The 17537-nt window shown below is 71.3% G+C and carries 17 protein-coding genes and 1 tRNA gene; 6 read left to right on the forward strand and 12 right to left on the reverse strand.

The window, feature by feature from the left end; genetic code table 11:
- Positions 1 to 364: 364 nt before the first annotated feature.
- The 3 genes from POL72_RS30930 to POL72_RS30940 form a co-directional block, all read right to left on the reverse strand.
- Positions 365 to 1813: a flippase gene (locus POL72_RS30930; RefSeq protein WP_272099842.1), complete on the reverse strand. Its 1449-nt coding sequence runs from the start codon at positions 1811 to 1813 to the stop codon at positions 365 to 367.
- 305 nt (positions 1814 to 2118) lie between these two features.
- Positions 2119 to 2191: transfer RNA gene (locus POL72_RS30935), tRNA-Gly, on the reverse strand.
- Positions 2192 to 2397: 206 nt separating this feature from the next.
- Positions 2398 to 2940, reverse strand: coding sequence for a hypothetical protein (locus POL72_RS30940; protein WP_272099844.1), 543 nt, complete (start codon positions 2938 to 2940; stop codon positions 2398 to 2400).
- Between the two features lie 216 nt (positions 2941 to 3156).
- Between POL72_RS30940 and POL72_RS30945 the strand changes: the two genes are divergently transcribed.
- Positions 3157 to 3477: a hypothetical protein gene (locus POL72_RS30945; protein WP_012236580.1), complete on the forward strand. Its 321-nt coding sequence runs from the start codon at positions 3157 to 3159 to the stop codon at positions 3475 to 3477.
- Between the two features lie 242 nt (positions 3478 to 3719).
- Here the strand turns inward: POL72_RS30945 and POL72_RS30950 are convergent, their stop codons facing one another.
- From POL72_RS30950 to POL72_RS30975, 6 genes are all read right to left on the reverse strand, one after another.
- Positions 3720 to 4358, reverse strand: coding sequence for a sterol desaturase family protein (locus POL72_RS30950; protein WP_272099846.1), 639 nt, complete (start codon positions 4356 to 4358; stop codon positions 3720 to 3722).
- A 199-nt stretch (positions 4359 to 4557) separates the two neighbouring features.
- Positions 4558 to 5706: an iron-containing alcohol dehydrogenase gene (locus POL72_RS30955; RefSeq protein WP_276597290.1), complete on the reverse strand. Its 1149-nt coding sequence runs from the start codon at positions 5704 to 5706 to the stop codon at positions 4558 to 4560.
- Between the two features lie 2 nt (positions 5707 to 5708).
- Positions 5709 to 7070 carry a glutamine synthetase family protein gene (locus tag POL72_RS30960; protein WP_272099850.1) on the reverse strand — a complete coding sequence of 454 codons (1362 nt, stop codon included), beginning with the start codon at positions 7068 to 7070 and terminating at the stop codon, positions 5709 to 5711.
- 108 nt (positions 7071 to 7178) lie between these two features.
- Positions 7179 to 7793, reverse strand: coding sequence for a hypothetical protein (locus POL72_RS30965; RefSeq protein ID WP_272099852.1), 615 nt, complete (start codon positions 7791 to 7793; stop codon positions 7179 to 7181).
- Positions 7786 to 9558: a serine/threonine protein kinase gene (locus tag POL72_RS30970; protein ID WP_272099854.1), complete on the reverse strand. Its 1773-nt coding sequence runs from the start codon at positions 9556 to 9558 to the stop codon at positions 7786 to 7788. The genes POL72_RS30965 and POL72_RS30970 overlap by 8 nt, the downstream gene beginning before the upstream one ends.
- Positions 9559 to 9765: 207 nt before the next feature.
- On the reverse strand, positions 9766 to 9993 hold the full coding sequence (locus POL72_RS30975; protein WP_272099857.1) for a hypothetical protein: 228 nt from the start codon (positions 9991 to 9993) through the stop codon (positions 9766 to 9768).
- Positions 9994 to 10434: 441 nt separating this feature from the next.
- Between POL72_RS30975 and POL72_RS30980 the strand changes: the two genes are divergently transcribed.
- Positions 10435 to 10908: a metallophosphoesterase gene (locus POL72_RS30980; protein ID WP_272099859.1), complete on the forward strand. Its 474-nt coding sequence runs from the start codon at positions 10435 to 10437 to the stop codon at positions 10906 to 10908.
- Here the strand turns inward: POL72_RS30980 and POL72_RS51905 are convergent.
- The gene (locus tag POL72_RS51905; RefSeq protein WP_373372252.1) at positions 10860 to 11276 is read right to left on the reverse strand and encodes a type II toxin-antitoxin system RelE/ParE family toxin; all 417 of its coding nucleotides are present in this window, start codon (positions 11274 to 11276) and stop codon (positions 10860 to 10862) included. The genes POL72_RS30980 and POL72_RS51905 overlap by 49 nt on opposite strands.
- Positions 11165 to 11452 carry an addiction module protein gene (locus POL72_RS51910; RefSeq protein WP_373372253.1) on the reverse strand — a complete coding sequence of 96 codons (288 nt, stop codon included), beginning with the start codon at positions 11450 to 11452 and terminating at the stop codon, positions 11165 to 11167. Before POL72_RS51910 ends, POL72_RS51905 begins: the two co-directional genes overlap by 112 nt.
- 44 nt (positions 11453 to 11496) lie before the next feature.
- Between POL72_RS51910 and POL72_RS51350 the strand changes: the two genes are divergently transcribed.
- The 3 genes from POL72_RS51350 (at position 11497) to POL72_RS30995 (ending at position 15413) form a co-directional block, all read left to right on the forward strand.
- A complete protein-coding gene (locus POL72_RS51350; protein ID WP_272099860.1) occupies positions 11497 to 12699 on the forward strand; it encodes a prolyl oligopeptidase family serine peptidase in 1203 nt (400 codons plus the stop codon).
- A 348-nt stretch (positions 12700 to 13047) separates the two neighbouring features.
- Complete coding sequence (locus POL72_RS30990; RefSeq protein ID WP_272099861.1) at positions 13048 to 14598, forward strand: serine/threonine-protein kinase; 1551 nt, start codon at positions 13048 to 13050, stop codon at positions 14596 to 14598.
- 77 nt (positions 14599 to 14675) lie between these two features.
- The gene (locus POL72_RS30995) at positions 14676 to 15413 is read left to right on the forward strand and encodes an ABC transporter ATP-binding protein (RefSeq protein WP_272099862.1); all 738 of its coding nucleotides are present in this window, start codon (positions 14676 to 14678) and stop codon (positions 15411 to 15413) included.
- Positions 15414 to 15588: 175 nt separating this feature from the next.
- Here the strand turns inward: POL72_RS30995 and POL72_RS31000 are convergent, their stop codons facing one another.
- Positions 15589 to 16515, reverse strand: a complete 927-nt coding sequence (locus POL72_RS31000) for a lysophospholipid acyltransferase family protein (RefSeq protein ID WP_272099864.1) — start codon at positions 16513 to 16515, stop codon at positions 15589 to 15591.
- A 363-nt stretch (positions 16516 to 16878) separates the two neighbouring features.
- On the opposite strand from POL72_RS31000, the gene POL72_RS31005 reads away from it, so the two are divergent.
- Positions 16879 to 17517 (forward strand): response regulator, encoded by a 639-nt coding sequence (locus POL72_RS31005; RefSeq protein ID WP_272099866.1) that lies wholly within the window; start codon positions 16879 to 16881, stop codon positions 17515 to 17517.
- Positions 17518 to 17537: the final 20 nt, after the last annotated feature.

The following is a 17537-nucleotide window of genomic DNA, read 5'->3' on the forward strand; positions in this document are numbered from 1 at the left end:
TGCCGCGCCCCCCTCGCTCCGCGCCGGCATCCCGAACGCGCGAAGCGAGGACGGCCGCCGCGCCATCCACTGCCGGAGTCGCCCCACCCCGGCCAGCCCCCGGACTTGCCCGCGCCGCCACATCGCGCCTTCGCTATTCACGCTGCATGCCACGGAAAGTGCCGCGGCACCGTCACCTCCGAGCCATGGGCGTCGCGCGGTCCTGCGTGGATCCCGCCGGATGAGAGCGCATGTCGGCAGCCGCAGAGACCCGCGGCGAGCGCTGCTCCCGGCGGAAAATGCGGAAAACTCGATGGCCCCGTGTTCCACACAGCGGCGTAGAGGAGCGCGCGCAGCGCCGGGCCCGCCCGCGATGGAACGCAGGTCAGGCCACGGTGGCCGGTGAGGCGCGGACGCGGCGCGCGAGCAGCGCGCGCAGCTCACGGAAGGAGACGACGCGCAACGCGAGGAGGAGGACGGCGTAGACAGCGACGCCCACCGCGATCGACGCCCACATGCCCGCGAGGACGCGCGCGACGTAGGCCGCGGTGACCATGGCCGCGGTCGCGGCGAGGACCGCGAGGATGCGGCCGAGCTGCACGACGTGGGCCCAGCGCGCGGAGATGCCCCACGACGCGATCAGCGCGCCGGCGCTCACGGCCAGCGTCGCGCACGCGGCGCCCATGGCGCGGTAGCGAGGCAGCAGGAGCAGGTTCAGCGCGACGTCGACGACGAGCGCCACCGCGAGCAGCTTCACCATCGCGACCTCGCGCTTCGCCGCGAGCAGCGGCAGCGTCACGACCTGGAACGCGAACGTCACGGGGACGCCGCACGCGAGGATCCGGAGGACGTCGGCCGCCGGGGCGTAGTCGCCCGCCCCTCCGTAGACGAGCTGGATGACGTCCGGCGCGAGCAGGAAGATGCCGGCGGCGACGGGCAGCCCGAAGAGCGCGGCGACGAGCATGCAACCGCCGTAGAGGCGCCCGAACGCGTCGCGATCCTGGACGTAGAGGCGCATGCCCGCCGCGAAGGCGGCGCCGAGCAGGACGTCGGGGAGCATCCTGAAGTTCTCGCTCAGCACCCAGGCGGCGCTGAAGACCCCAACGGCTTTCTCGTCGCAGAGGGCGCGGAGCATGACGCGGTCGATCTGGAGCAGCGCGCTCGAGAGCGCCCCGAGCGCGCCGATCGGCAGGCTGAGCTTCGCGATTTGCCAGAGCTCGGCGGAGGGCGTCGTGAGCTCGGGCCGGTAGAGGCGGGAGCGGAGATAGTGCGAGGTGATGGCGAGCTCCAGCACGTTGCCGAGCAGGAACGCCGCGGCCGCGGCGACGACGCCGAAGCCGAGCGCGAGCAAGGCGGCGGAGAGCGCGATGACGAACAGCCGCGCGCCGAGCTCCGCGTACAGGATGTACTGGAACCGCTCGTGGGCCTCGAACGAGAGCCACATGGTCGAGTAGAGCAGCGTCGCGAGCTGGGAAGCCGCGGCGAGCACGATGAGCTGCGCGCCGAGCCCCGAGCGCGTCGCCAGCACGACGGCCACGGTCGCGCCGAGCACCACCGTCCCGGTCACGCCCCGGATGGCGAGCGCTGCGCCGAGGTGACGCGGCCCGAGCTCGGGCTTCACGGCGACCTCCCGGGCCAGATATCCCCTCACCCCGACGCCGGCGGCGATCGTGACGATCCCCGCGATCGCGAGCGACGCCTGGAACTCCCCCCAGGCGGCGACCCCCACCTTCCGCGCGAGATAGCCGACGAACACGACGCCAAGGACGGCCATGATCGCCTGCTTCAGGAGCATCAGCGCCGCGTTCAGCGCGATGCGCCGGCCATCCTTCATGAACACCTCCTGGTGTTCCCCATGCTGTCGGGCACCGCTGTCCGCGCAGCGGGATCGGCCCCCATTCGAGCGTCGTGCGCCCCCAGAGAGCGTCCGTCTCGCGCAGCGAGCGCTGCCCGGCCGCGGGAGCGCAGCCTCCGCTCAGCGGGCGCCGTCGCTCGGGCTCGGCACGAAGCGCCGTCCGAGACGCCGCTCGATCAGGAAACGCCGTTTGAAACGGCGCTCCAACGCGAGCCGTCCCTCGACCTCGAAGCACCCGAAGTGCAGGAGGATCGCCAGCGCAAAAGGGGGTCGGCGATCCTCGGAGCGGGACACGGGATTCGAACCCGCGACCCTCAGCTTGGGAAGCTGATGCTCTACCAACTGAGCTAGTCCCGCGCGAGGTGGAGGAAGCTTCTACCGAATCCGGGGCCGCTTAGCAACCCCTTCATTTCGTTTTCGATCCCGACGTCTTCGCGCCTTCGCGCCTTCACGTCTTCGCCTGGTTCGACGGGCGCCGGGGCTCGGCGCGCGCTCCACGTTCGTTCCAAGCCGCGCCGTTGGCGCCCAGCCGCGCCGCCAGCGGCCCACGCCCAGCCGCGGCGCTACCGGCGCGCGCGCGCGCGGAGCGCAGACGCGTCGAGCGTCTCACCCGGCAGCGGCGAGCGCGCGCGGATGGCGCTGTCGCAGTCGCTGGTCGCCGCCGCGATCGCGCTGGAGATCTCGATCGTGCCCGCGTCCGGCGGGATCCAGGGCAGCTCGTGCAGGATGGGCCTGTCCGGCGGCAGCCAGCGCAGGCTCCGCGTGACGAGCACGACCGGGTGGTTGCTGTCCACGAGCTCGCTCGCGAGGCGCGCGCCGCCGAGCGGGGCCGGCGGAAGATCGAGGCAGACGAGGCACGCGTCGAACCGTTCGGTCGCCGACGCGAGCAGGGCGTCGTCGATCGACGAGGCGTCCACGATCTCGACGTTCGTCAGCGCACCCTCGATCGCACGGGCGAGCGCGTCGCATGTCGCGGCGCGGGCGTCGTGCGCGAGCAGGATCCTGAAGCCGCGCACCGAGCGCGGCCCAGGCCGGCGGGCCTCGACGACCTGCAACCTGCCCGAGGGCGGCGTCTCGCGCTCACGAGGTGCACGTCGAACGGTCATGGACTCCCCTTCCTCAGCTACACCAGGGCAACCGTGCCCCAGGCTAACACCCCTTGAGCTCAAACTGACCAACCTTTATATGAGGGCGCGCTTCTTTCCTCGTCGCCGGTTCTTGGTTCTCGTTCGTCTTGGTTCTCGTTCGTCTCGGTTCGCAGCCACGCCGCGACGCGGCATGCCAGCAAGGTCTACGGAAACATCTACGAAGGACGGTCACGCATGAGTCGGTTTCTCATCTCCACTCCTTGCGAGTGCCAGGCAAGCCTGTCAGCCACCCTGGACGAGCACCGGCACGTCACCGCCGGGTGGGCCACCCGGAGTCCCCGCGGCCGGTCGGCCGCCGGTGAAGCCGACAAGGAGCTCGCGCCGGCGCACAGCATCAACGCTCACCTCGACCGGTTCGACGTGGCGTGGTTGTGCCCCTACTGCGGGCGCAACACGCTCCGCACCTTCGATGCGGGCGCCATGAGGCGGCTGCCTGCGGCGAGCGCATCGCCCGCGGCAGGGCTCGTTCCTCCCGGCACGACCTCCTCGCCGTGAGCCCCCCGATGCGCCGCGACCTCCTCGGTCCGCGCGTCGCGCCTATCCATCCGCCGCGCGCCTGAGCCTGTGCGGGCGCCACGCTGTCGCGGCCGCGCGGCCCCGCGCGGCGCCGCTGCGCAGCATCTCCCGCGCAGGCGCGAGCATCCGGGCGCGACCGATTCATGGCCCCTCAACCTGCCGCGCTCGGGGCCCATTCCCGCCCTGTCGATGATCGGCACCGGAGCGCGCCGCTCTCCGGCTCAGCTGCCTTTTCCCGCCTGCGACGTGCCCATCGTGCCGAAGATCCAGTCCCAGAGCGGCGACGACACGCCCCACCGGGCATTTTCTCCCGTGTGGTGATGGACCATGTGATGGCGCTTGATCCACTTCCCCCAGCGCGAGCTCATCCGGAAGTGATGAATGGCATAGTGCGTCCCGTCGTACACGAGGTATCCGAGGCCGAAGCCGACGAACAGTGGATCCGCCGGAACAGGCCCAAAGACGACGCGGAACAGCGTGTAGAACGCGATGCCGAGGGGGATGCTCGCGCCGAGCGGCATCACCAGCCGGTCGGCATCTTGCGGAAAATCATGGTGCACCCCGTGGAGAACGAAGTGCATCCGGCGCTGCCACAGGCGCGGCCCGACGTAGTGAAACACGTATCGGTGCAGGACGTACTCGGCCAACGTCCATAGAAACAGGCCGACCAGCACGAGCCCGAGCCCGGTCAGGAGGCCGACACCATGCCGGGCGGCGCGGACGCCCAGATAGCTGTAGACCGGCAGCCAGAAGACGAACGGCGTGATCGGATGGATCCGCGAAAACCGCTCGATGAGCGGCGTCTCGAACATTTGGCATGTCGCTGGACGCGCGGTGCGCTCGGTGGAGGTGACGGTCATCGTGCACCCCTGGTACCGCATTTATCCATTGTCGGCCAGCGGTAGCCCGACGCCCAAGGGCCCGCTGGACGCCGGGAAATGACCATGATCCCGTCACGGTGAACGCTCGCCGGCGCGATCCTTCCGCGGCGGCGACGCGTTCGGGTCGCGCCTGCGTCCGCCCCGAGGCGCGCGGCGCGCCCGGGGCATGCGCGCGCGATCAGCTCGCGAAGGAGGCCTCGTAGAGATGGCGGAGATCGTCGCGCGAGCAGGGGCGCGGGTTGCTCGTGTGGCACGCGTCCTGAGCGGCGAGATCGGCCAGCGCGTCGAGCTTGTCGCGGGGGACGCCCGCCTTCTCGAGGCCGGCCGCGAGCCCGATCCGGGCGCGCAGGGCGCGGATGGCGTCGGCGCACGCGGCGGCGTCCTCGGGGGCGCCGAGCAGGGCCGCGACGCGCGCGAGGCGCGGCCCGGCCGCGGCGACGTTGAACTCGACGACCGGCGGGAGGCAGAGGGCGTTGGCGAGGCCGTGGTGCAGGCCGCACTCGCTCGAGAGCGGGTGCGCGAGCGAGTGGCACGCGCCGAGCCCCTTCTGGAACGCGACGGCGCCCATCATCGCCGCCTTCATCATGCCGCCGCGCGCCTCGAGGTCGTCGCCGTGCGTGACCGCCCGCGCGAGGTGCGCGGCGGCGAGGCGGATCCCCTCGAGCGCGATCCCGTCGGCCATCGGGTGATCGCCCTTCGCGACGTACGCCTCGATGCAGTGGGTGAGCGCGTCGAAGCCCGTCGCCGCCGTGAGGAAGGCCGGCATCGACCGCGTCATCACCGGATCGAGCAACGCGGCGTTCGCGAGCAGGTGCGGCGAGAAGATCACCGTCTTCCGGTGGTTCACGTCGAGCGTCACGACGCCCGAGCGGCCGACCTCGCTGCCGGTCCCGGCCGTCGTGGGGATCGCGAGCATCGGCGGCACGTCGGGCGTGATGAAGCGATCGCCGCCCGTGGCGTCGTCGTAGTCGACGAGCGGCCGATCGTGGTTCACGCCGAGGCGCACGAGCTTGCCGACGTCGAGCGGCGAGCCGCCCCCGAGGGCGACGACGAGATCGGCGCGGGCCGCGCGGAACGCGGCGACGCCGTCGTGCACGTTCTTCTCGATGGGGTTGCCGAGGACGTCGTCGAAGACGGCGACCTCGAGGCCCTCCTTCCGCAGCGACGCGGCGACGGGCTCCAGCAGCCCCGAGCGGACGACGCCCTTGTCCGTGACGACGAGCGCCCGCGCCGCGCCGAGCCGGCGCGCCTCGGCGCCTGTCTGCTCGACGACGCCGGCGCCGAAGAGGATGCGTGTGGGAAAGCTCCAAACCGTGAACTGGCTCATGATCACACCGCCTCGAAGTAACGCTTCAGCTCCCAATCCGTGACCGCGCGCTCGTACTGCCGCACCTCCCAGTCGCGCGTCAGGACATAGTGCTCGACGAATTTCTCGCCGAGGATCTCGCGGGCCATCTTGCTGCCCGCGAGCATCCGGGTCGCGTCGGCGAGCGTACGGGGCAGCGACAAGCGCGAGGACTCGGCGGACGACGCGTCTCCGGAGGCCTGCGCCGGCGGCTCGACGCCGTGCTCGATGCCGTAGAGCCCCGCGCCGAGGCACGCGGCCATCGCGGTGTACGGGTTGATGTCCGCGGCCGTCTGCCGGTACTCGACGCGCGCGCCAGGCGTGCCGAGGCCGATGAGGCGGATCGCGGCCGTGCGGTTCTCGACGCCCCAGCTCGCGGTGAGCGGGGCCCAGACGCCGGGCACGTACCGCTTGTAGGCGTTGATCGTCGGCGAGTAGATCGCCGTGAGCTCGGGCATCAGGGCGATCTGGCCGCCGACGTAGTGGCGCAGCGCCGCCGGGATCCGATCGGGCGACGACGCGTCCTCGAAGACGTTGCGGCCGTCCTTCCAGAGGCTCTGGTGCAGGTGCCCGCTCGATCCGGGGAGCTCGGCGTTCCACTTCGCCATGAACGTGACCGCGAGGCCGTGCTCGTGGGCGATCTGCTTCATGGCGACCTTGAAGAGCGCGGCCTTGTCCGCGGCGCGGAGCACGTCGTCGTAGCGGATCGCCGCCTCGTACACGCCCGGGCCGGTCTCGGTGTGCAGGCCCTCGATCTCGACGTCGAAGGCCTGCATCTGATCGAGGATGGCGGCCATGAGCTTCTTGTTCTGCCCCTCGCGGACCCACGAGTAGCCGAACATGCCGGGGCTGAGCGGCGTCAGGCCGGCGAACCGCTTCTCGTGCAGCGAGCGCGGCGTCTCCTCGAAGAGGAAGAACTCGAACTCGCACGAGAACTTCGCCGAGAACCCCATCCGCTCGCCCTTCGCGATGACGCTCCGGAGGAGCGAGCGCGGGCACGCGGGGTGCGGGCCGCCGCGCTCGTCGCGGAAGTCGGCGAGCATCGCGACGGTCCCCGGCTCCCACGGGATGTCGCGCTGCGTGCTCGGATCGAGGACGGCGTGCGCGTCCGGGTAGCCGGTGTGCCAGCCGGTGACCTTGGCGTTGTCGTAGAGGACGTCGGCGATGTCCCAGCCGAAGATGACGTCGCAGAAGCCGAAGCCGCTCTTGAGCGCGCTCTTCAGCTTCTCGAGCGAGACGTACTTCCCGCGGAGGATGCCGTCGATGTCAAACCCGCCGATCTTCGCGCGGGTGATGCCCCGCGCTTCCAGATCGGAGAAGAGCTTCTCGGAGGTCGAGGCGGTCATGGGCCGCGACGATAGCAGGGGAACGGGGCGGCATGGCAAGCGCCCGCGCGAGCGCGCGCGACGACCGCACGGCGCCCCGCCGTCTGGAAGCGCGCGTCCGGCGCGCGCTCACTTCACCCGGACGACCTGGATCGGGTAGCGCTCCGCGAGCGGCACGAGCACGCGCTCGACGAGCTCGCGGACGCGCGCGTAGCGCTGGTGGTTCGTCGCGGCCGGATTGCGCTTCGAGTCGACGACGCCGATGCGGATGTCCAGCGTGCGCGCGTCCTCGACCCCCCCCGTCACGAACGCGTCCGGGTGCACCTTGTCGAGCTCGACGTTGAGCTCCGCCGCCTCCGGCGCCGCGCCGACGAAGGTGACCTCCAGCGCCTCGCCCAGGCCGTTCAGCACGGCGTTCAGGTTCTCCACCGGGAACGGCTGGCGCGCGAGCCACGCGACGACCGCGCGACGCGCGCCGCGCAGCGCCACGCTGACGACGAGCGCGACCGAGATGGGCGCGAACACGAGGACGCCGAGCGCGCGCGCGACCTCGGGGCCCGCGTCGCGGCCGAGCGCCCCGAGGAAGAGGAGCAGGAAGACGCCGGAGGCGAGCGCCACGAGCGGCGGATCGGTGAGCACGCCCCACCGCGAGGTCGACGCGTTCATCAGCCGCGTGAAGCGGGCTGACACGCTCTGATCGGCGCGCTCGCCCGCGGCGGCGCTCCCGTGCGTCAGCTCAGGCATCTCCAGCATCTCCGAGCATGCGCCAGAAGAACAGCCCGACGCCGAAGAGGAGCAGCACGCCGGCCACCCAGAACGAGCGTACCGGGCCGAAGCTCAGCGCCTCGCCCGATTGCTTCATGATGAGGTCGGCCACCGTGACCACGCACGCGAACACGATGCAGACCACGGGCAGCGCGAGCTGCTGGAGGAGCGTCGGCCCGGTGAGCGGCTTCGGATCCGGCGGGCGCGGCCGCGCGTCCGCCGGCGGACGCGCCGTCGGCCGGTACCTGCTCGACGGCATGTCCGACAGCGAGCGCACCGCGGCCGGCGCTACCGACGTCGTCGTGCGTGGCGCGACGCTGAGCGCCATCTCCAGCGGCGGCGTGCTCTCGATCATCCCGCCCATCCCGCCCCCGCGCGCGAGCATGCTCGGCGCGGCGCTCTCCATCCCGCCGCCGCGCGGGAGCGCGCCCACGGGCGTCGCCTCCGCGAAGCCGGCGCGACCTCGCGCGCTCGTCGGCACGCTCTCCGGGACGAGCGCGCCCATGCCTCTGCTGTGCGGGCTCTGCGGCGCCTCGGGGAGGTCCATCTCGAGCCCGGCCGAATCCGAGGGCGGCGGCGGGCGCACGCTGCTCGCAGGGCCTTCGCGGCGCCCTCCCCTCGGCGCGCGCATCGAGGCCGGGGCCACGTCGAGATCGAGCTCGAGCGACCCGGCGTCGCTGGGCGTGTCGAGCCACACGTGCGCGGCGCGCTTGACCTGCGGGGCCGCGCGCATCGACGACGACGGCGGCGGCGGGACGGAGTACGCGTCGTCCTGCGCAGACGTCCGCCCGAACGTGGACGGCAGCCCCATCGCCGCCTCCAGCTCCGTCCAGAAGGCCTCGATGTCGCGCGTACGGTCGCGCGGGCTCACCGCGAGCGCGCGCTCGAACACCGCGTCGACCTCCGGCGGGACGTTGGCGCCCTCGGCCCGGGGCGTGGGCCGACGCTTCACGTCGAGCGCCGTCCCCATCATCGCCTGCGCCTCGCCGTCGATCACTTGCCGCCCTACGAGCGCCTCGACCATGGTGAGCGCGAGACCCCAGACGTCGGTCCAAGTTCCCGCCTGCCCGAACCGCTTCGGCGCCCACTGCTCCGGGGCGCCGTACGCCGGGGAGAACGCGTTCAGCGGGTCGCCGTTCGTCACCCGTCCGACCGCCTGCTCGGCGAGCGTCTTCGCCTGCGCGATGCCGTAGTCGAGGATCTTGAGGCGCTCCGTCCCCTCTTGCGTCGTGATGAAGATGTTCTCGGGCTTGAGGTCGCGGTGGATGATCGACACCGTGCCGTTCGGGCTGGGGAAGCGGTGCGCGCGCGCGATCGCCTGCGCGATGGGGCGCATCATCTTCATCAGCCTGTGGAGGGGGATCGGCGGCTCTCCCTTGAGCCTCCGTCGATCGATGACCTTGTCGAGCGACTCGCCCTCCAGCCACTCGAGGGCCAGGAAGGGGACGAACTCCCCTCGCTTCAGGTGCAGCACGTCGACGTGGAGCGGGCGGACGACCTCCGGGATCGAGGCCGAGAGCCGGAAGAGCAGCTGGGCCTCCTCGCGGAACTTCTCGAGGAAGAGCTGCCGCTCGCGCGGGGTCTTCGCCTCGGACACCTTCAGGCATTTCAAGGCGACAGGCGCGCGGAAGCCGGCGTGGAGCGCGCGGTACACCACGCCGAACCCTCCCTCCGCGACCACCTGCTCGACGTGGAAATTACCCGCCTGCGTGGTCCCGACGATGCCGAAGACGTCGTCCGCCATGCTCCCTGAGCCATAGCGCACGGGGCCGCTGGACCGAAGGGTGAAACCTAATTTTCCTGTTCGATCGTCCCAGGTCCACCGGTCCCCCCGCGTTGGGGAGGGGCCGGGGTGACCAGATGGGCGTAGAGGACGGAGAAGGGAGCGAGGCCGGCCGTTCAACGCGACCGCACGTGGCCCGAGGCAGCCGCGCGGCCGGGAGGCGCCGGCTCAGCTCCGGAGATGGGAGGAGGCGTCGCGGTGGGCCCGGTCCTCCTCCTGGAGGATCGTGAACACCAGGCCGGCGCCGATGATCGGCAGGAGCCAGACGAGCTGCGCTTGCCAGACCTTCTGCTTGGGCTCGTAGACGCGGCTCCGGAAGACGCGCACGGTGACGTAGACCTGGAAAGCAAGGACCGCCGCGATCGCGGCACCGACGAGGATATCGAAGAGCGTCATGGGTGGGCCGCGGACAGCCTAGCCATGAAGGGCCTCCCTGCAAGGCAGCGGCGCCTGCCGTCGCGATTTCGTCCCCGGCGGGCACGGAGCCGACGCACCGGCGGGCGGGCGACCGAGCGAGGCCGTCCGCGGCTGCGTCACGTCGGGCACGGTCTCGCGGTTCGTGAGCCGATCGGGATCGACGCTCGCCACGGAATTGTTGAAGGAGAGCGCCATCGACGTCGATCGCCACCCAGGGCGCCTCGCCGCATTCCGGCTGCTGCCGCTTGCCTGCCGACAACACTCTAAAGCAATTCAGATTACACAGATCGCCCACCGAGGGCGCCTCGCCGCATTCCAACTCGAGCGGATCGCCTCCGCTAGCACTTCCTGACTCCCCTGCGACCCGCTCCTTCTGACTGTGTCCAGACAAGGGGCCAATGTGCCCCCGTCGGAGCGAGCATGGGCCATCAGCGCGAGCACAGGCTGCGCGTCCTCTACATCTCGGATCTCTACACGCGCGGACCGCGCGCAACGGAGGGCTGGCCCCGGCGGCGCGTGATCGGTGAGGCGTGGGAGAGGAACCTCGATGATCCCGTGAAGGATGGGGTACCGATCGATCTCGTCTGCTTCACGGGCGATGTCGCCGACCACGGAACCCCGGAGGAGTACGGGCCAGCGACGGAGTTCGTGGAAACGACGCTCGCGTGGCTCCACGTGCCGAAAGAGCGGTTCTTCTTGTTGCCAGGGAACAACGATATCCATCGCAGGAAGAGTCAGGCTGCGTGGAGCGCGCCTCTTCCCTCTTCAACGCGCACCGCGCTCGGCTCGTTGCCAGCGGGACATTTGAGCACAGGGCTGCGATCGGGTGGAGATCGCGAGGCCGCTCACTGGCTCGAAGGTCGTATCCAGTACCCGGGCCGCCGCTTCGCGTGAGCGAACGCGACGATCTGGATCCCAGCGCCTTCGGCCGTGAAGAACACGACAAAAGGGAAACGGCGCAGAACATATTTTCGGTAGGGGTAGCCAGCCTGCCATCGAGGCCATGATTCGGGCGCCTCGGCAATCGCGTCGAGGGCAACCTCGATGGCTGTCACGAACTCGACCCCGAGCCCAGGACGGCGACTCTCATACCAGCTCGCAGCTTCTTCCAGCTCCGCCCGCGCGTCGACGCGAACGATGATCGGCCGGGTCAACGAGCGCCCAGTCGCGCGAGGACCCGCGCCCGAACCTCGGACCACGCGTCCCCCCCGCTTCCCCCATCGCGCACGGCCTGTTCCCTGCGCTCGAGCTCCTCGAGCCACGCAGCGTTCCAAGAGTCGTCGTACGGCTCCTCGACGCTGGCGAGCAGCTCCGACGCGATCCTGAGGCGTTCTCCTTCAGGAAGGGACAGGGCGGCAGCGAGGATGTCCTGGGTGGGATGCGCCATGGGGTGTCCAGCGTACCTCGGCTCGCGTCCCGGATCGACCCGTCGAGCCATGCCGGCCGGTTCAGCGCGACAGCTGTACGTACTACAGTGCGCGCGTGCCTCAACCCCAGCCCCGGCGCCGCCCGTACCGAACCTCGACGCTGGACCTTCCCGGCGTCCGGCACTGCCGTGCTCTGCTCGCCGGCGCCGCGGCGTGGCTCGCGGCGGCGTGCTCCACGCCCTCGTCGGGGGTCGACGGCGGCGACCTGCTCGGCGTCTTCGAGCAGGACGCCGGCGCAGCCGCGGCCGATGGCGGGCAGCCGCGGCCTTCGGCGGCCCGGCAGGACGCGGGCGCCCGCGCGGCCGGTCCGGCCAGCGCGGCCGCGCCGCCGACGAAGCCGCCCGAGGCGAGGCCGCCCAGCGAAGGGAGCTGCGTCGCCGAGCAGGGGCGCCCCGGACGAGAGCTCCGCAAGACGCTCGGCAGGCCGCCCTGCCGCGGCGCCCAGGTGCTGGAGACGCGCGACGCCGAAGGATCGCCCCGCTACGCCTGCGTGATCGCGCCGAGCGGCGTGGAGACGCGCGCGCCGCTGCCGCTCATCGTCTTCTTCCACGCCGACGGCGACAACCCGACGAGCGTCGACAAGGAGACGGGCCTGCGCAAGCTCGGCGCCACGTGGAACCTGACCGGCGACCCCGCCCACGCGGGCTTCATCGTGCTCGCGCCCCAGGGCCGCGCGTTCAAGACGCCGAGCCAGGCCGAGCGCGAGCGCGGCACGAAGATGTACACGGCGACCGCGCCGTTCGACGTCGAGTTCACCGGCGAGGGCAACGTCGACGTCGTGACCGTCGACGCCTTCGTCGACCAGCTGCTCGAGAAGAAGCTCGTCGACAGGCGGCGCATCTACGCGCTCGGCGGCTCCTACGGCGGCCACATGGCGGCGACGTACGCCATGATGCGCGCGGACCGCGTCGCGGCGTTCGCCACCTTCGGCAGCGACGCGCCGCCCGCCGAGTGGGCGTGCCCCGGCCCTCCCCCGCCCGCAATGGCCGTCTACCGCGCGTGCGACGACATGTTCCCGTGTGAGTCGGTCGAGCGATGGCTGCGCGCGCGCGACGCGCTCTCCGCGAACACCTCGTTCCTGCGCCTCGACGAGGCCAGCAGGGACGAGCCCCACTGCGCACTCCGGAACCGCTGCTCCGCGAAGAAGGGCGCCATCAACCACGCGCGCTGGCCGAAGTCGCGCGAGACCGACCTGCTCCGCTTCTTCGCAGGGCACGTCCTGGCGCTCGGCGCGGACGCCGCCGCCCGAGACCGCTGAGCGCCCCCGGACGCAGATCGACACCAGCGCGCGCTGACGGACGCCGGCCGCCGCACCCGGACGCAGACGCACGCAAACGCGCGCCGACGGACGCGCACGGACGCTGACCGACACCAGCAGGCGCAGACCAGCGCAATCGCGCGCTGAACGCGCGCTGAACGCGCGCTGACGGACGCTGACGCCGCAAGCGCACGCCGTCACTGCTCGTCCCACGTTCGCGCCAGGCTTCGCCGCACGTCGACACTGCAACGTTGCGGTGCGGCGTTGAGCGGACCCGGCGTGTTGTCGTAGTGTTCGTCCCCGATGTCTTCTCAGGTTCAGCCCCTGCTCACACCCTTGCCGGCCGGAATGTCCATCCCCGCCGGCACGCTCCGCGCCGAGATGGAGTCGCGCCGCGCGACCGGTCGCCGCTTCGACATCCGCGAGGCCATCGGCCTCGCCGTGCCGCTCTGCACCCAGCTGCACGAGCTGCACGCGCAGGGGCGGACCATGTTCGTGCACCCCTCGAGCCTCGGTCACGGCGCGAACGGCACGATCCAGCTGATCGAGGAGCTCGCCCACACCCCTCCGCTCCTGCCGCGCGACCGCGCCTGCCTGGCGCCCGAGGAGCGCAAGGGCAACGAGGGCGACGCGCGCGCGAGCGTCTTCGCGATCGGGGCCATCCTCTACGAGATGCTCACGAACAGCAGCGTCGGCCCCGGGATGCGGCGTCCGGCGGACGTGATCCCGGACCTGCCGCCCGCGCTGGAAACGGTGCTCGGCAAGTCGCTCGTGGCCGATCCGAAGCACCGCCCGGCGGATCTCGCCGCCCTCGCGCAGGCGCTCTATCAGATCGTCCCGACCGCGTCGGAGCAGCCCCCGAGCGCCGACACGTCGCACCTCGATGCCGACGGCGAGTTCGAGGTCGACGTCAACCTCTCGATGATGCCGCCGACCGGGCACCAGGAGGAAGCGCGCGTCCCGTCGGCGCCGTCCGTGCCGAGGATCCAGGCGGTCTCCGGGGACGGACCGTTCGCGGTCGCCATCCCGGTCAACCAGCCGCAGCGCCTGCACGGCAACGATCCGACCCGCAAGCTCGCGGATCTCAAGGCCGCCCTCGAGTCCGATCCGCGGCCGCGGTACGTCGTCATCAAGGACGGCATGGACCATGGGCCGTTCTCGTCCGTGGAGCTGCTCCAGCAGATCGCGTCCGGCTCCTTCACGGGGGATCAGGTGCTGCGCGACACGTTCTCCGCGGAGGAGCGCGCGATCCAGGACTGGGAGGAGTTCGCCCCGTTCGCCGAGCAGGCGAAGCTGAACCGGGACATCGTTCAGGAGAAGCGCGCGCTCGACGCCGTCGTGTCGGCCGAGAAGCAGGGCACGCAGTACAAGGCGCTGCTCGGTCTGGCCCTGATGGGCGTCATCCTCGCCGCGGGCGCGGGCTGGTGGTACCGCGAGCGCAGCCACAAGGAGCAGGAGCTCGCGGTGCAGGGCGCCACCGACCGCGTCGCGATCGAGGTCGACGCCGGCCTCGGCAGCGGTAAGACGGGGCGCGCCGGGGGCGGGGCGCGGCCGGCCGGCGGCGGCAGCTACCCGACGCTCGGCGGCGGCCTGAGCTGTGAGGCGGCGCAGGCGCGCTACGTCGAGGAATACAAGATAGGCAACAACGGCGCGCCCGATCTCACGGCGGGCGCCTACGGCAACGTCCTGAACCGCGGCACGTACCTGAATGCGTGCAACGTGCCGTCGAGCATGGAGGTGAACGTCTGCGCCGCGGTGCAGAACGGCCGCGCCGTGGGGGTCACCGTCACGACGAGCCCGTCGAACCCGAGCATCGCTTCGTGCATCTCCGGGCAGATCCGCGGGATGTCGTTCCCTTCCCACCCGCGGCTCGACGTCGCCCGGACGAGTTTCAAGTAAAGGAGACCGGCGCGCCCCTCCCCCGCCGAACGACGAGGCCGGGGCGCCCCTCCCCGGCGACCGTGTCCACGCGACCGATGATCCAGATCGAGCAGCTGACGAAGAGCTTCGGGGGCATGCCGGTCCTCCGTGGCGTCGACCTCGACGTGCCGGCCGGCTGCCTCTACGGGCTCATCGGGCCGGGCGCCTCGGGCAAGAGCGTGCTGCTCAAGATGATCACCGGGCTCCTGCGGCCGGATCACGGGCGCGTGCTCGTCGATGGGAAGGACGTCCACGCGCTCAGCGAGCTCGAGCTCCAGACGTTCCGCCTCAAGTTCGGGATGCTGTTCCAGAACAACGCGCTGTTCGACTACATGACCGTCGGAGAGAACATCGCGTTCCCTCTGCGCCGCCTCTACGATCTCAGCGAGGACGAGATCGAGGAGCGGGTCGCGGAGCGGCTCCGCGCGGTCTCTCTCGCGGGCTTCGAGGGGCGGACACCGGCGGGGCTGTCCGGCGGCCAGAAGAAGCGCGTGGGCGTCGCCCGCGCCACGATCGCGCGCGGCGAGATCGTCCTTTACGACGAGCCCGCGGCCGGCCTCGACCCGGTCACGTCGCAGCGCATCTTCGACCTGCTCCGCGCCGAGCAGAGGGCGATGAACGCGACCGTGGTGATGGTCTCGAGCGATCTCGACCGGCTGCTCACGGTCACCGACCGGGTGGGGATGCTCTACCGCGGACGGCTCATCTTCGACGGCACCACCGCAGAAGCGAAGGCGAGCGATGACCCGCGCGTGAGGCAATTCGTCCACGGGCTGACCGAAGGGCCGCTGTAGAGCAGCGCCCGCGCCGCGCAAGGCGCCCCTGGAACAAGAGAGAAAGGCGCCAAGGGGAGACGGAGAGGAATCTCTGCTCTCGATGTCTCCGGCGTTCTTTCGGCTCGTATCCTTCTCTCCTCCTTTGCGTGCTTTGCGCTCATCGGTCCACTTGCTGCCTTCTCCGCTGTTCAGCTCAACCCGCCCCGCCCTCGGCCGGCGCGACCGGGCCGTCGCCAGAGAAGTGGAACCACTGCGTCGGGTGAGCCCGGACGAAGCGCTCCAGGGCGCCCATCATCTCGGCCGCCGCCGCGTCCCGTTCCTCCTCGGTCGCCCGGCGGGCGAGCCGGATCGGCGGCGCCACGACCGCCTCGTAGTCGAGGAAGCCCAGGCGGTGCGTGAAGACGGGCAAGATCGGCGCGCCGCTCATCGCGGCGAGCGCGATCGGCCCCTCGGGCGCTCGCCAGCGGCCGCCGAGGAACGTGACCTCCCGGCTGCGCATCCCGGGCGGCGCGCGATCGATCTGTATCGCGACCGCGCCGCCTCGCTGCAGGTGCTTGAGGAGCGGCAGGGCGTCCAGCGGCCCTTCGCCGATGTGGACCACCTGGACACCAGCGCGCTGCCGCGCCGCATCCTGGATAGCGCGCGCCTCGGCGTCCCGTTCCCGCTGCATCGCCAGCATGACGCCCGCCGGGTGCACAACGCCGAGGATCTGGCCGGCGATGTCCCAGCCCCCTGTGTGCGCGGTGACGATGATGACCCCCCGGCCTGCCGCGGCGCACGCGTGGTAGTGCTCGACGCCCCGGGAGCGCCGCACCACCGTGTACCCGCGATCGCTCGCGAGCAGCAGCGCCTCGGTGATGCAGCTTCCGTAGGCGGCGAACACCGCGCTGCTGTCGAGCAGGTCGATGAGGCGCGACCGCGGCCCGCGAACGCGGCGGAGGTTCTCCTCGACGCGCCGGCGCAGCTCGGGGAGCGCGGCCGCGAAGATCACGCCGAAGAGCGGAGGGCTATGGCGCACCAAGGGGTCCGGCCCGCGCGTGACACCCGCGGTGAGGGCGCGGCGCCAGAAGGCCGAGTCATGTCGTAGACCGGAGAAGAGCGCTCCGCGCGGGCGAGCCATGGGGCATGCCTATCTACCGCAAACATAACGGCCAAGGGAGAGGCATCGAGCGCGGGCCCCGCGCCGCCGTGGCGAAGGCTGCCGAGGGCTCGTCACGAGACGCGCGGGCTGCGGGCTGCAGGCTCCAGGAGCGCGTGCGTCCCCACCGAGGCACAACGCCCCGCTCGGATGAAACGACGCTCCAGGACCATCGTCCCGACGTCGATTTCTCTCCTGCGCTCGTCCAAGGCGATTCGGCGAGGAGCCCAGTCCAGCACCACAGGAATCGAATCGCCGTCGCCAGGCGAACCCTTACCGAGAAAACAGGTTCATGGAGCTCAAAGTAGTCTGTTACAAGGCCCTTTGGTAAGGGGGGACTTCGACATGAATATCCTGCTCGTCGATGACCAGAACGTCGTCCGGGAAGCGCTGGCGTACGCGCTGACGTCGCAGCCGGGGGTGAGCGAGGTCGTTCAGGCTGCAAGCGGGCAGGAGGCGCTCCGAGCGCAGGAGGTCCACCGCTGTCAGGTGGCGGTGATCGAGCTCGGCCTCGCCGACCGCAGCGGCGTCGACCTCATCCGGGAGCTCAAGGGCATCGCGGAGCTCCGCGTCATCGTGCTCTCGATGCACCGCGATGAGTTCCGGGTCGCCGAGGCGATGCGGGCTGGAGCCGATGGATATCTGTCGAAGCAGAGCCGGCTCGCCGATCTCGTGGAGGCGCTGCGCACCGTCGTCCGGGGGCGCACGGCCGTATCGCCGGACGTGAGCGCCGCGATGGTGCGCGCGCTCCAGCGGCGCGACGGCGCCGCCCGCGGCGACATTGTGGCCGCGCTGAGCGACCGGGAGCGGCAGGTGCTCCGGCTGCTCGCGATGGGTCTCTCGGCGAAGGAGGTCGCCGTCCAGCTCTCGATCAGCGTGAAGACGGTCGAGACGCACCGGGCGCGGCTCTGCGCGAAGGTGGCGACGCACAGCGTGGCCGACCTGACCCGCCTCGCGGTGCGAGCGGGCCTCGTCGAGGCCTAGGATGCGGCGTCGCGCGGGGG

The sequence above is a fragment of the Sorangium aterium genome, assembly GCF_028368935.1.
GTDB lineage: Bacteria > Myxococcota_A > Polyangia > Polyangiales > Polyangiaceae > Sorangium > Sorangium atrum.

Bases quoted from the DNA above. Each gene is read 5' to 3' on its own strand.
- POL72_RS30930 (WP_272099842.1), bottom strand. From the start codon at position 1,813: ATGAAGGATGGCCGGCGCATCGCGCTGAACGCGGCGCTGATGCTCCTG.
- POL72_RS30950 (WP_272099846.1), bottom strand. From the start codon at position 4,358: ATGACCGTCACCTCCACCGAGCGCACCGCGCGTCCAGCGACATGCCAA.
- POL72_RS30940 (WP_272099844.1), bottom strand. From the start codon at position 2,940: ATGACCGTTCGACGTGCACCTCGTGAGCGCGAGACGCCGCCCTCGGGC.
- POL72_RS30990 (WP_272099861.1), top strand. From the start codon at position 13,048: ATGTCCATCCCCGCCGGCACGCTCCGCGCCGAGATGGAGTCGCGCCGC.
- POL72_RS30955 (WP_276597290.1), bottom strand. From the start codon at position 5,706: ATGAGCCAGTTCACGGTTTGGAGCTTTCCCACACGCATCCTCTTCGGC.
- POL72_RS30965 (WP_272099852.1), bottom strand. From the start codon at position 7,793: ATGCCTGAGCTGACGCACGGGAGCGCCGCCGCGGGCGAGCGCGCCGAT.
- POL72_RS51910 (WP_373372253.1), bottom strand. From the start codon at position 11,452: ATGGCTCGACGGGTCGATCCGGGACGCGAGCCGAGGTACGCTGGACAC.
- POL72_RS30975 (WP_272099857.1), bottom strand. From the start codon at position 9,993: ATGACGCTCTTCGATATCCTCGTCGGTGCCGCGATCGCGGCGGTCCTT.
- POL72_RS31000 (WP_272099864.1), bottom strand. From the start codon at position 16,515: ATGGCTCGCCCGCGCGGAGCGCTCTTCTCCGGTCTACGACATGACTCG.
- POL72_RS30980 (WP_272099859.1), top strand. From the start codon at position 10,435: ATGGGCCATCAGCGCGAGCACAGGCTGCGCGTCCTCTACATCTCGGAT.
- POL72_RS31005 (WP_272099866.1), top strand. From the start codon at position 16,879: ATGAATATCCTGCTCGTCGATGACCAGAACGTCGTCCGGGAAGCGCTG.
- POL72_RS30970 (WP_272099854.1), bottom strand. From the start codon at position 9,558: ATGGCGGACGACGTCTTCGGCATCGTCGGGACCACGCAGGCGGGTAAT.
- POL72_RS30995 (WP_272099862.1), top strand. From the start codon at position 14,676: ATGATCCAGATCGAGCAGCTGACGAAGAGCTTCGGGGGCATGCCGGTC.
- POL72_RS30945 (WP_012236580.1), top strand. From the start codon at position 3,157: ATGAGTCGGTTTCTCATCTCCACTCCTTGCGAGTGCCAGGCAAGCCTG.
- POL72_RS30960 (WP_272099850.1), bottom strand. From the start codon at position 7,070: ATGACCGCCTCGACCTCCGAGAAGCTCTTCTCCGATCTGGAAGCGCGG.